The organism is Pseudomonas viridiflava, assembly GCF_900184295.1.
In the GTDB taxonomy this organism is placed as follows: Bacteria; Pseudomonadota; Gammaproteobacteria; order Pseudomonadales; family Pseudomonadaceae; genus Aquipseudomonas; species Aquipseudomonas viridiflava.
The window spans coordinates 2,744,488-2,757,106 of the sequence record NZ_LT855380.1 but is presented as its reverse complement, the minus strand read 5'-3'; the positions used below and the strand labels follow the sequence as shown (position 1 = coordinate 2,757,106).

9 protein-coding genes are annotated in these 12,619 nt (G+C 60.6%); 7 read left to right on the top strand and 2 right to left on the bottom strand.

The window, feature by feature from the left end; translation table 11 throughout:
• The first annotated feature begins 159 nt into the window (after nt 1-159).
• From CFBP1590_RS12665 to CFBP1590_RS12635, 7 genes are all read left to right on the top strand, one after another.
• Complete coding sequence (locus CFBP1590_RS12665) at nt 160-1,482, top strand: ABC transporter substrate-binding protein (RefSeq protein WP_029242357.1); 1,323 nt, start codon at nt 160-162, stop codon at nt 1,480-1,482.
• Between the two features lie 75 nt (nt 1,483-1,557).
• Nucleotides 1,558-2,490, top strand: a complete 933-nt coding sequence (locus tag CFBP1590_RS12660) for a carbohydrate ABC transporter permease (RefSeq protein ID WP_004884899.1) — start codon at nt 1,558-1,560, stop codon at nt 2,488-2,490.
• A 10-nt stretch (nt 2,491-2,500) separates the two neighbouring features.
• Entirely contained in the window at nt 2,501-3,334 is an 834-nt protein-coding gene (locus CFBP1590_RS12655) for a carbohydrate ABC transporter permease (protein ID WP_004884895.1), read from the top strand.
• 31 nt (nt 3,335-3,365) lie between these two features.
• Nucleotides 3,366-4,472: an ABC transporter ATP-binding protein gene (locus CFBP1590_RS12650; RefSeq protein ID WP_043306063.1), complete on the top strand. Its 1,107-nt coding sequence runs from the start codon at nt 3,366-3,368 to the stop codon at nt 4,470-4,472.
• 18 nt (nt 4,473-4,490) lie between these two features.
• Complete coding sequence (locus CFBP1590_RS12645) at nt 4,491-5,972, top strand: mannitol dehydrogenase family protein (RefSeq protein WP_029242359.1); 1,482 nt, start codon at nt 4,491-4,493, stop codon at nt 5,970-5,972.
• 9 nt (nt 5,973-5,981) lie between these two features.
• Nucleotides 5,982-7,463 carry a xylulokinase gene (xylB, locus tag CFBP1590_RS12640; RefSeq protein WP_088235157.1) on the top strand — a complete coding sequence of 494 codons (1,482 nt, stop codon included), beginning with the start codon at nt 5,982-5,984 and terminating at the stop codon, nt 7,461-7,463.
• A 24-nt stretch (nt 7,464-7,487) separates the two neighbouring features.
• Nucleotides 7,488-8,426, top strand: coding sequence for a carbohydrate kinase family protein (locus tag CFBP1590_RS12635; RefSeq protein ID WP_088235156.1), 939 nt, complete (start codon nt 7,488-7,490; stop codon nt 8,424-8,426).
• A gap of 425 nt (nt 8,427-8,851) precedes the next feature.
• On the opposite strand, the gene CFBP1590_RS12630 is transcribed toward CFBP1590_RS12635, so the two are convergent.
• A complete protein-coding gene (locus CFBP1590_RS12630) occupies nt 8,852-9,406 on the bottom strand; it encodes a hypothetical protein (protein ID WP_029242362.1) in 555 nt (184 codons plus the stop codon).
• Between the two features lie 173 nt (nt 9,407-9,579).
• Complete coding sequence (locus tag CFBP1590_RS12625; RefSeq protein WP_122500482.1) at nt 9,580-12,465, bottom strand: bifunctional diguanylate cyclase/phosphodiesterase; 2,886 nt, start codon at nt 12,463-12,465, stop codon at nt 9,580-9,582.
• Nucleotides 12,466-12,619 lie beyond the last annotated feature (154 nt).

The following is a 12,619-nucleotide window of genomic DNA, read 5'->3' as shown; positions in this document are numbered from 1 at the left end:
TGCAGACTCACTGCAAAAAAGTATCAGTAGCAGTGCGGTGCAGGATTTGTCTTTCATCGCGAACGCCGTTGTAATCAGTGCACATCTTCCTTCCTCCGGAAGAGACAAAAACAATAACCTGCCTTCTGCAGCTCTCTGGGCGTGGAAGAGGAGTGATCAATGAAGACCTCAGCAAAAGTTCTGCTTGCCAGTACCGTCCTCAGCACCTGTTTCATGGTCAGTGGCACCGCCACTGCCGGAACCGTGACCATCGCCACGGTCAACAACAGCGACATGATCCGCATGCAGCGCCTCTCCAAGACCTTCGAAGAAAAGCACCCGGACATCAAACTCAACTGGGTGGTGCTTGAAGAAAACGTCCTGCGTCAGCGCCTGACCACTGACATCGCCACCAAGGGCGGTCAGTTCGACGTACTGACCATCGGCATGTACGAAGCCTCACTGTGGGGTGCCAAGGGTTGGCTGCAGGAAATGAAAGACCTGCCCGCCAGCTACGAACTCGATGACGTGTTCCCTTCGGTGCGTGACGGTCTGTCGGTCGACGGTAAGCTGTTCGCCCTGCCGTTCTATGCAGAAAGCTCGATCACCTACTACCGCAAGGACCTGTTCGAAAAGGCAGGCCTGACCATGCCCGAGCGTCCGACCTGGACCCAGATCGCCGAGTTCGCCGGCAAGCTGACTGACAAATCCAAGGAACAGTACGGTATCTGCCTGCGCGGCAAGGCCGGCTGGGGCGAGAACATGGCGCTGATCACCACCGTGGCCAACTCGTTTGGTGCGCGCTGGTTCGATGAGCAGTGGAAACCGCAGTTCGATCAGCCTGAATGGAAGAACGCGCTGAATTTCTACGTCAACACCATGAAGCAATCCGGCCCACCGGGCGCGTCGAGCAACGGCTTCAACGAAAACCTCGCGCTGTTCAACAGCGGCAAGTGCGCCATCTGGGTGGACGCCAGCGTGGCCGGTTCTTTCGTGACCGACAAGACTCAAAGCAAGGTTGCCGATACCGTCGGCTTCACCTACGCGCCGCATGAAGTGACCGACAAGGGTTCATCCTGGATCTATTCGTGGTCCCTGGCCATTCCAGCCAGCGCCAAGAATGCCAAGGACGCCGCCGAGTTCACCCAGTGGGCGACCTCTAAAGAGTACGCCGCGCTCGTGGCCGAGAAAGATGGCGTCTCCAACGTGCCGCCAGGCACCCGCGCTTCGACCTACAGCGATGAGTACAAAAAAGCGGCGCCGTTCGCCAACATCACGCTGGAATCGCTCAAGGCCGTGACGCCCAAGACACCGACCCTCAAGCCAGTGCCTTATGTCGGCATCCAGCTGGTCACGATCCCCGAGTTTCAGGCCATCGGCACCAGTGTCGGCCAGCAGTTCTCGGCCGCACTCATTGGCCAGACCTCGGTCGACGCCGCCTTGAAAAACGCGCAGACCTCCACAGAGCGCGACATGAAGCGCGCGGGCTACCCGAAGAAGTAACCGCACGCTGCAGGGCGGGAGATCCATTTCTCCCGCCCTTGCATCAAGACTCTGTGATATCCGATGGGAGCCCCCATGAAAACCTCAGCCATTTCTGATCGTACGGACGCGTCCGGCGAACTGCCCCCGATCAAAAGCCGTCGTTTCAAACCGGGCTGGTTTCTGGTCAGCCCTTCCGTCGCGCTGCTGCTGGTGTGGATGATCGTGCCGTTGGGCATGACCATTTATTTCTCGCTGATTCGCTACAACCTGCTGTCTCCCGGCGACAACGAATTCGTCGGTCTGGAAAACTTCGAATACTTCGTCACCGACAGCGGTTTTCTGCCCGGCGCAGGCAACACCCTGCTGCTGGTAGGCAGCGTGCTGGCGATCAGTGTGATCCTCGGCGTGCTCATCTCGGCGCTGCTGGAAGCCAGTGAGTTCTTCGGTCGCGGCATCGTGCGGGTGCTGTTGATCTCACCCTTCTTCATCATGCCGACGGTCAGCGCGCTGATCTGGAAAAACCTGATTTTCCACCCGGTTTCCGGCGTGCTGGCGGCGGTGTGGAAGTTCTTCGGGGCCGAGCCCATCGACTGGTTCGCCCATTACCCGATGCTATCGATCATTATCATTGTGTCCTGGCAGTGGCTGCCGTTCGCCATCCTGATTCTGATGACCGCCATGCAGTCGCTGGATCAGGAACAGAAGGAAGCGGCACGTCTCGACGGCGCAGGCCCGATTGCAATCTTCTGGCACCTGACCCTGCCGCACCTGGCGCGCCCGATTGCGGTCGTGGTGATGATCGAAACCATCTTCCTGCTGTCGGTGTTCGCTGAAATCTTCACCACCACCAACGGCGGTCCGGGTTTTGCCTCGACCAACCTGGCCTACCTGATCTACATCCAGGCACTGCTGCAATTCGACGTCGGTATGGCGTCAGCAGGCGGACTGATCGCCGTGGTCATCGCCAACATCGCAGCGATCATCCTGATCCGGATGATCGGCAAAAACCTCACCGACAAGTCATGAGGGCCTTGCCATGATGACGCTCAAACAATCACGCCGCCTGCAAAGCCTGTTGCTCGGGACGTTGTCCTGGCTCATCGCCGCGCTGATCTTCTTCCCGATCTTCTGGATGGTCCTGACCAGCTTCAAGACCGAGATCGACGCCTTCGCCACGCCGCCGCAGTTGTTCTTCACGCCGACGCTGGAAAACTACCTGCACATTCAGGAGCGCAGTGACTACTTCCACTTCGCCTGGAACTCGGTGCTGATCTCGTTCAGCGCGACGATCCTGAGCATGTTGGTGGCCATTCCGGCGGCCTACTCGATGGCGTTCTTCGAAACCAAGCGCACCCGCGGCACGCTGCTGTGGATGCTCTCCACCAAAATGCTGCCGCCCGTGGGCGTGCTGATGCCGATCTACCTGCTGGCCAAGACCTTCGGCCTGCTGGACTCGCGGCTGGCGCTAATCATCATCTATACGCTGATCAACCTGCCGATCGTGGTCTGGATGATCTACACCTACTTCAAGGACATTCCGGGCGAAATTCTCGAAGCTTCGCGCCTGGACGGTGCCAGTACCCGTCAGGAAATCTTTCGCGTGCTGATGCCGATCTGCAAGGGTGGCCTGGCCTCCACTGCACTGCTTTCGCTGATCCTGTGCTGGAACGAAGCGTTCTGGTCCCTGAACCTCACCTCGTCTGCCGCTGCGCCACTCACGGCGCTGATCGCATCCTACTCAAGTCCCGAAGGGCTGTTCTGGGCCAAGCTGTCGGCTGTCTCGACGCTGGCATGCGCGCCGATCCTGATCTTCGGCTGGATCAGCCAGAAACAACTGGTTCGCGGTCTTTCGTTCGGTGCCGTCAAATAGCCCCGGTCTACAGAATAAAAAGGAGTCCATCATGGCTAACCTCAGCATCAGAAATCTGCAAAAAGGCTTCGACGGTCACCAGATCATCAAGGGCATCGACCTTGATGTGAAAGACCGTGAATTCGTGGTCTTCGTCGGTCCGTCGGGCTGCGGTAAATCCACCCTCCTGCGCCTGATCGCAGGCCTGGAGGAAGTGACCTCCGGCACCATCGAACTCGATGGCCGCGACATCACCCAGGTGACCCCGGCCAAGCGCGATCTGGCGATGGTGTTCCAGACCTACGCGCTGTACCCGCACATGACCGTTGGCAAGAACCTGTCCTTCGCTCTGGATCTGGCTGGCGGCAACAAGGACGAGATCAAGAAGAAAGTCGATGAGGCCGCCCGGATCCTGGAGCTGGGACCGCTGCTTGAGCGCAAACCCAAGCAACTGTCCGGCGGTCAGCGTCAGCGGGTCGCGATTGGCCGCGCCATCGTGCGTAACCCCAAGATATTCCTGTTCGACGAACCGCTCTCCAACCTCGACGCCGCGCTTCGCGTGCAGACTCGTCTGGAGCTGTCGCGCCTGCACAAGGAGCTGCAGGCAACCATGATTTACGTGACCCACGATCAGGTTGAGGCGATGACTCTGGCCGACAAGGTCGTGGTGCTCAACGGCGGCAAGGTCGAACAGGTCGGCTCTCCGCTGGACCTGTATCACCACCCGGCCAACTTGTTCGTGGCAGGCTTTCTCGGCACGCCCAAAATGGGCTTCCTCAAGGGCAGGATCAGCCGGATCGACAGCGGCAGTTGCCAGGTCGAGCTGGACGCGGGCACCACGGTCAGCATGCCGGTCAGCCGCGCAGGTCTGGCGGTTGGCGCTCAGGTGACGCTGGGCATTCGCCCCGAACACCTGGACATCGCCCAGAGCGGCGATTGCCAGTTGCAGGTGATTGCCGATGTCAGCGAACGCCTGGGCAGCGACACGTTCTGCCACGTGCGCACCCGCTCGGGAGAGGCGCTGACCATGCGTATTCGTGGCGATCTGGCCAGCCAGTATGGCGAGACGCTGCACTTGCATCTGGACAGTGCCCACTGCCACCTGTTTGACGCTGATGGTCTGGTGATCCCCAAAGCCCTGCAGACCGCTGCCGCCTGAGTCCTGGAGAGTCCTGTCATGAAATTGAACAAACAGAACCTGTCGCGCCTGGGTGCCGACATCGACGTACCGGCCTATTCCGCGACCGACACCCGCCAGGGCATCGCGCACATCGGGGTCGGCGGTTTCCACCGCGCCCATCAGGCTTTTTACACCGATGCGCTGATGAACACCGGCGAAGGTCTGGACTGGAGCATCTGCGGTGTCGGGCTGCGTCCCGATGACCGCGCAGTGCGCGACGCCCTCGCGCAGCAGGATTACCTGTACACGCTCTATGAACTGGGCGACACGCCGGACACCAAGACACGCGTCATCGCCTCGATCAGCGGCATGCTGCTGGCCGAAGACAGTCCGCAGGCGCTCATCGACAAGATGGCCAGCCCGGACATCCGGATCGTGTCGCTGACGATCACCGAAGGCGGCTACTGCATCGACGACAGCAACGGTCAGTTCATGACCCACCTGCCGCAGATTCAGCATGACCTTGCCAATCCCGCCACGCCGAAAACCGTGTTCGGTTTCCTGTGCGCCGCACTCGCCCGCCGCCGCGCCGAGGGCACGCCTGCGTTCACGCTGATGTCCTGCGATAATCTGCCGCACAACGGCGCGGTCACCCGTAAGGCGCTGCTGGCCTTCGCCGCCCAGCGCGACGCCGATCTGCACGACTGGATTGCTGACAACGTCAGTTTTCCCAACGCGATGGTTGACCGCATCACGCCAATGACCAGCGCCGCGCACCGATTGAAGCTGGCCGACGAGAAGCACATCGACGACGCCTGGCCGGTAGTTTGCGAACCGTTCGTGCAATGGGTGCTGGAAGACAAGTTCGTCAACGGCAGGCCAGCCTGGGAAAAGGTCGGCGTGCAGTTCACCGATGACGTGACGCCTTACGAGGAAATGAAGATCAAGCTGCTCAACGGCAGCCATCTGGCCCTGACCTATCTGGGCTTTCTCAAGGGCTATCGTTTCGTACACGAGACCATGAACGATCCGCTGTTCGTGCGTTACATCCGCGCCTACATGGACCTCGACGTCACGCCGCAGCTGGCGTCAGTGCCCGGCATCGATCTGGAGGGCTACAAGGACACGCTGATCGAGCGTTTCTCCAATCAGGCGATTGCCGACCAGTTGGAGCGGGTCTGTTCGGACGGCTCGTCGAAATTCCCGAAGTTCACGATTCCGACCATCAACCGGCTGATCGTCGATCAGGGCAATCTGGAACGGGCTTCGCTCGTGGTCGCCGCCTGGGCCCTGTACCTCAAGGGCAAGGATGAAAACGGCGCGGTTTACAGCATTCCTGACCCACGCGCCGATTTCTGCAAAGGTCTGGTTGCCGACGATGCATTGATCACCGAACGCCTGCTGCAGGTCGAGGAGATCTTCGGCCTGGCCATTGCGCAGTCTGCACCTTTCGTGGCGGCGTTCGAGCAGAACCTGGCCGATCTGCGCACGCTGGGCGTCAGCGGCACCCTGGAAAAACTACTGGCCAAGAGCCTCTGAGGGACACCCATGTTTCTTGGAATCGATTGCGGCACCCAAGGCACCAAAGCCTTGCTGCTCGATACACAGACAGGCCGCGTGCTGGGCGAAGGCTCGGCACCCCACAGCCTGATCAGCGATCATCACGGACGGCGCGAGCAGGACGTCCAGCAATGGCTCACAGCCCTGCAGCACGCGGTCGGCGAAGCGCTCGCTCAGTCCGGTGTTTCAGGACAGGATGTGAACGGCATCGGCATCTCCGGACAGCAGCACGGCTTAGTCCTGCTCGACGCGCAGGGCCAGGTGCTGCGCCCGGCCAAGCTTTGGTGTGACACTGAAAGCGCTCCGGAAAATCAACGTCTGCTGGACCATCTGGGCGGCGAAAAAGGCTCACTGGAGCGCCTGGGACTGGTCATCGCGCCGGGCTACACGGTGTCAAAGCTGTTGTGGACCAAGGAGCAACACCCGGAACTGTTCGAGCAGATCGACAGGATCCTGCTGCCCCACGACTACCTGAACTACTGGCTGACCGGCCGCTGCTGCACCGACTACGGCGATGCCTCGGGCACCGGCTACTTCAATGTGCGCACGCGCGAATGGGATTTGCCGTTGCTGGCCCATATCGACCCGAGCGGACGCCTTGAAAAGGCACTGCCGCAGTTACTGGACGCTGAACAGGCGGTTGGCACATTGAGGCCAGAGATCGCCCAACTGCTGAATCTGAACCCGCAGGCGCTGGTGTCCAGCGGCGGCGGTGACAACATGATGGGGGCGATCGGCACCGGCAATATCCAGCCGGGGTTGATCACCATGAGCCTGGGTTCATCCGGCACGGTGTACGCGTTCGCCGATCAGCCTGCGGTCAGCGAGCACGGCTCGGTTGCGACCTTCTGCTCGTCGTCCGGCGGCTGGCTGCCGCTGATCTGCACCATGAACCTGACCAACGCCACGACGGCCATCCGCGAGTTGTTTGCGCTGGACATCGCGGCGTTCAATACGGCCGTTGCCAGCGCACCGATCGGCGCTGAAGGCGTGCTGATGCTGCCGTTCCTGAACGGCGAACGCGTCCCCGCCCTGCCCGACGCCACCGGCAGCATTCGCGGTCTGGACAGCACCAATCTGAGCCAGGGAAACCTGTGTCGGGCAGTGGTGGAAGGCACGACGTTCGGCCTGCGCTACGGGCTTGATCTGCTGCGCGCCAGCGGCATCAAAAGCGAGAGCATCCGCCTGATCGGCGGCGGCTCGAAAAGTCCGGTATGGCGGCAGATCGTGGCCGACATCATGGATACGCCAGTGGTCTGCACACGCTTGGCAGAGGCCGCTGCGTTGGGCGCGGCGATTCAGGCAGCGTGGTGCTGGTCGACGGCCAAGGGTCAACCCGACAGCCTGCAGGACCTGTGCGAGCGTTGCGTGAGCCTGGACGCTGCCAGCGAGACACGACCGATTGCGCAGAACGTCGTCGCCTATCAACAGGTCTACCAGCACTACCAAGATCAATTACGAGCAGTTTGAACCTGCCTTTTTCATGGAGCACCTATGTTTCTGGTTTGCGGCGAAGCCCTGTTCGATATTTTCACCCGCGCCGACACTGGCAGCGCGCTCAATAAGCTGGGGTTTGACGCCATCGCCGGCGGCTCACCCTTCAACGTTGCCATAGGCCTGCGCAGACTGGGTGTGGAATCTGCCCTGTTTGCCGGCCTGTCGACGGATTACCTGGGTCGTCGCCTGCGCGCTGTGCTCGATGACGAACAGGTCGGTGCCGAGCATCTGATTGAATTCGACGCGCCCACCACGCTGGCCATGGTCGCGGTCGGCGCCGACGGTTCGCCCACCTACAGTTTCAGAGGCGACGGTTGCGCCGATCGCCAGTTGCGCCTGGAACACTTGCCCAGACTCGACGACAAGGTACGGGGTATCCATGTCGGCTCGTTCTCGCTGGTGGTGCAGCCGATTGCCGATACGCTGCTGGCGCTCGTCGCGAGGGAAAGCGGCAAACGCCTGATTTCGCTGGACCCGAACGTACGCCTCAATCCGGCACCGGACATTGAACGCTGGCGCTCCCAGATCGCGGCATTCGCCGAGCATGCGCACATGATCAAGGTCAGCGATGAAGACCTGCACCTGTTGTATCCCGACCGCGACCCCGAAACCATTGCAAAAGGCTGGCTGAACCGGCACACGCACCTGGTGATCGTGACCCGTGGCACGCAGGGCGCAAGCATCTTCACCCGCGAGCACGGCACCTGGTCGATCCCGGCAAAGAACGTCGTGACGGTGGACACGGTGGGCGCAGGCGATACATTCCAGGCAGCACTCCTGACGTTCCTGACTGAACGCCAGCTGGATACGCCAAAGGCGCTGTCGGAGCTTACGAAGGACATGCTGGACCAGATGCTGGATTTTGCAGCGAGTGCAGCGGCGCTGACCTGCACACGGGTGGGGCCGGACCTGCCCTACCGGGATCAGTTGCGCTGAGTGAGGACGACCAAGGTATCAACCGAAACGTCCAGGTGATCAGACCCAATGGGACGCTCCGCGTCCCTGATTGATGATCGTTCCTACGCTCTGCGTGGGAATGCCTCCCAGGACGCTCCGCGTCCGCTCTCGAATGTGGCGCAGATATGTGCCCAAGCTCCAGCGTTATCCACGTCATGCGCTCGGCTCACTGAATCCTCAGTCTGTGCCATTTGTGACGCGGAGCGTCACGGGAGGCATGCCCACGCGGAGCGATGGGCACGATCAGTTTCAGCCACGCCTCTCAGGACGCTCCGCGTCCCGGTTCCACGCGCAACTGCCTGAACGCCCAAAACCCAGACAAAAAAAATCGCGAGTCACCTTGCTCTCACGCGTACGTGAAAGCGAGCCGGCTCGCGAAATCATGGGTGCAACCTATCGGGATGTCAGGCCAACAAACCGGCCTTGATGCCCCGGATGCGCGTATTGATGTCATCCGCAACATCGTTCTGCTTGTCCTTGAGGGCGTCCTGGACTTTCTGGTCGATCGTCAGTTGATCCTCAGGCTTCATCGCGGTGTATTGCTGCTGGGTGATGCCAGTCAGTTTTTCCCGCACTTTCTCTTCGGCCGTCTGCTTCAGGGTGTCCATGAATTTCTGGACCCCCGTCGCAGCGCCATCGGCAGCGCCGACACTGGCAGCATTCGCGCCGGTGACGCCGTTATCGCGATCAGCGGTCTTCTCGGAAAGCGACGTCTCCGCCCCGCTCTTGAGATTGACCATCATCCGTGCAAACGATTCGTTGTAGCCACTGTTGCCCTGCGCGTCATCCGTGGACGCAGCGTTGGCGGTTTGCGAGGTGACCGGGAACGCCCCGTTGCCAAGACCTGCTGCGGCCATCGCGCCGAACGAATCCTGCGAGACCTCGCCCAGCGTCTTGCGCCCTATGGCTCCTACAGCATGGGAAACCAGCTGTTCGAGCCCACTGTTGCCAATAATCATCTTTCACCTCCTGATGACGTGATGCGCCTGTACACCAGCAAGAGCGGTGCCAACTACCGATATCACCCTAAGCCCATGATTTCTATGGCAATGGCGACTAACGGCAGCGGCAGAAAGATGACGTTTACCAGCCAGCCCTTCCAGATCACGTCAAACGCGGCAACGTGTTGCCGTCAATGGGTCGTCTGGCCCTGAGCGATCTGCAACTGTTCCAGCGGCAGCGGGCCTGCGAGGTAGTAGCCTTGCGCCTGACCCGCCCCCATCTCGCGCAGCAGTTCCAGCGTCTGCCGGTCCTCCACGCCTTCGGCGACGACGGTCAGGTCCAGCGACTCGGCCATCCGTACAATCGCCCGCACGATGGCGCGACTGCGGTCACTGGTGGTCAGTTCGAAGATGAACGACTTGTCGATCTTCAAGCCGCTGAAATGGTACTGGTGCACATAGCTGAGAGAAGAAAACCCGGCACCGAAGTCATCCAACACCACTGACATGCCCTGATCGGCCAGTTGCTTCATGGACAGACGCGCCTGTTCGGGATCTGCCACCAGCGCGCCTTCAGTGAGCTCAAGACACAATCTGGCCGGAGACACACCGTATTCTGCGAGCATGGAAAGCACTTCGCCTGCAAACGCAGGCCGGGTAATGCTGTAGCTGGAGCAGTTCACATGGACTGGCGGCAAGTGCGCGTTGGCTGGATCGGCCAGAATCGCGATGACCTGCCTGAGCATGTACAGGTCGAGACGGCCAATCAGCCGCAGGCCCTCCAGCGCGGGCAGGAAGCACTCGGGCGTCAGCACCTGCCCGTCAGGCTGCCGCCAGCGAATCAACGCCTCCAGCGCCAGCAGCCTGCCGGTTTCCAGGCAGGTGATGGGTTGGAAATAGGGAATGAGCTGATCAGTGCGTTTCAGCGCGTTCCGCAACGCGCCTTCCTGATCCATCTGATCCGAGACCTGACGGCGCAGTGCCTGGTTGAAAACTGCACAGCCATCACGTCCGCCGTTCTTCACCGTGTACATTGCCGTGTCGGCATCGCGCAACAGATCAGCAGGCTCCTTGTGGAACTCACCGTCAGCCCCGACGACGCCGATACTGCAGGAGGTGAAGACCGTGTGTTCATCAATCACAAAGGGCGACTCGAACGCCGTGAGGATCCGTTGAGCGATCCCGACCCCCGTGCTCAATCGCGCGCCAATCCCCAACACGGCGAATTCGTCGCCGCCCAGTCGGGCCAGCAGGTCACCCACGCGCATGCAACTGCGTAGACGCTGCGCCGCCTGAATCAGCAACAGATCGCCACAATGGTGCCCGAGACTGTCGTTGACGATCTTGAAGCGATCCAGGTCGATGAACATCACCACCAGTGCGCGACCCCGGCCGCAGAACTCCTCCCAGGCCACCTGCAATCGTTGCTGCAAATGGCTGCGGTTGGGTAAACCGGTCAGTGAGTCATGAGCGTTTTCGTGCTGAAGCCTTGCATTGAGCTGATCCAGCTCACGGGTCCGGTCGAGCACGCGCGCCTCCAGACGCAGGTTGGCGGTATGAATCGCCTCGGCAGCGCTGCGGCGAGAGAGTGCTGTATCGATGTGCCGGGAAACGAAGGTCAACAGCTCCTGATCGCGCAAGGTGTAGCTGACGTGGCGAGAATAGCTCTGGACGGCCAGGACACCCCGCACTTCCTCCGCCTCGAACAGCGGAATACCCAGCCAGGAGGTCGATCGGTTGGTCTGGTTCTGTACTTCAATCTCGCCCGCAGCTTCGAGCCTGAGCGCGTCTTTGCTGTCGATCAGGCATGGACGGCGCTGGCGAATGACATATTCGGTGAACCCGCGTTGACCACGCCGGGGCGCAGGTGACTGCGTCAAACGCTCGTCAATGTAATAGGGAAAGGTGACCTCGCCCGTGGTTTTGTCATAAAGCGCGATGTAGAAGTTGAGCGCCACCAGCAGTTCACCCACGATCATGTGCAGACTCTGGAACAGCTCGTTCATGTCTCCGGGACGGCTGGACAGCTCGGCAATCTGAAACAGCGCACTTTGCAGGTGCTCGGCACGCTCGCGCTCAGCCACTTCCAGACGTAACGCATCGTTGGCAGCAGACAACTGCTGGGTGCGTAACAGCACGGTCTGCTCAAGATGGGCGCGATGCAGCAGCCGGTCCATTGCCATGGCCACATGCCGCGAGACCACTGAAAACAGCGCCCGGTCCTGAACGCTGTAGACACGGGACACATCGTAGACTTGCATGGCGACCATGCCGAACACTTCATCCGACGCGTTTTTCAGCGGCGCGCCCATCCAGAACTCCGGACGACGTCCTCTACACCTGAAACGGCCAGCCGCTTCTGCCTCTTCGATGCCCGCCGCATCAAGAAACATGGACTGCCCCTGGGTCAGCACATAGCCAGTCATGGAAATATTGGCGGGTTCAAGGTATTCGAAGGTTTCCGGGGCCATCGCCTCATCGTCGAAACGGTCGATGTAATAGGGATAGGTGATTTTGCCGGACTGACTGTCGTACAGCGCCAGGTAGAAATTCTCGGCGTCGATCAGCGTCCCAAGCTGCTGGTGAATCCCTTGCAGCAGCGTGCCTCGCTCGTGGGTCGAGCTGGCCAGCAGGCTGATCTCGTACAGCGCGCGCTGGGTGCTCTGCGCCCTGACCAGTGCAGCGCTCTGCAACAGAGAGCCCAGTCTGACGGCGAGATCCGCCAGTGCCGGATTGTGCTGTTCGGCCAGCGGTGCAAGCAGCCAGCCCAGCGCCTCTTCACCCTGGCCTGTCGCCCACCGATGTACCTGACCTTCGTTACAGAACGACTCAAACCGGCCAACGGGAATGTGCTCTGGCCAATCGTAATGAAGCGCGCCCTGCCCCAGCAGACGCTTCTGCTCACCCGCGATATAGAACGCCCAAGGCACGCCGGGGACCTGTTGGCGTGCAACAGCCATTAACTCATCGATGGCCTGATGACTGGACAGCCGGTCACGACGGTCGCGCAGCGTATCGCCGGGAGCGACGCTATCGTTCGTCTGGCGCAGGCAGGAGGCCAAAGGGGGTACAGTCATGTCAACACCAGATCCAGAAACCGACGGCGAATATAATTGACGCTTCCGGCCAGAGTTGGCAGTGCGCTGTCACATTAAAGCAGCAATTGTGATGCAAGGATTGTACCTGCAAGTCGGCATGTTGGTTTACCTGAACATTGCTGTGATCGTGGCA

What these genes read in the sequence shown, in the direction of transcription:
- CFBP1590_RS12665 (WP_029242357.1), top strand. Translation starts at nt 160, where the DNA reads ATGAAGACCTCAGCAAAAGTTCTGCTTGCCAGTACCGTCCTCAGCACC.
- CFBP1590_RS12660 (WP_004884899.1), top strand. Translation starts at nt 1,558, where the DNA reads ATGAAAACCTCAGCCATTTCTGATCGTACGGACGCGTCCGGCGAACTG.
- CFBP1590_RS12655 (WP_004884895.1), top strand. Translation starts at nt 2,501, where the DNA reads ATGATGACGCTCAAACAATCACGCCGCCTGCAAAGCCTGTTGCTCGGG.
- CFBP1590_RS12650 (WP_043306063.1), top strand. Translation starts at nt 3,366, where the DNA reads ATGGCTAACCTCAGCATCAGAAATCTGCAAAAAGGCTTCGACGGTCAC.
- CFBP1590_RS12645 (WP_029242359.1), top strand. Translation starts at nt 4,491, where the DNA reads ATGAAATTGAACAAACAGAACCTGTCGCGCCTGGGTGCCGACATCGAC.
- xylB (WP_088235157.1), top strand. Translation starts at nt 5,982, where the DNA reads ATGTTTCTTGGAATCGATTGCGGCACCCAAGGCACCAAAGCCTTGCTG.
- CFBP1590_RS12635 (WP_088235156.1), top strand. Translation starts at nt 7,488, where the DNA reads ATGTTTCTGGTTTGCGGCGAAGCCCTGTTCGATATTTTCACCCGCGCC.
- CFBP1590_RS12630 (WP_029242362.1), bottom strand. Translation starts at nt 9,406, where the DNA reads ATGATTATTGGCAACAGTGGGCTCGAACAGCTGGTTTCCCATGCTGTA.
- CFBP1590_RS12625 (WP_122500482.1), bottom strand. Translation starts at nt 12,465, where the DNA reads ATGACTGTACCCCCTTTGGCCTCCTGCCTGCGCCAGACGAACGATAGC.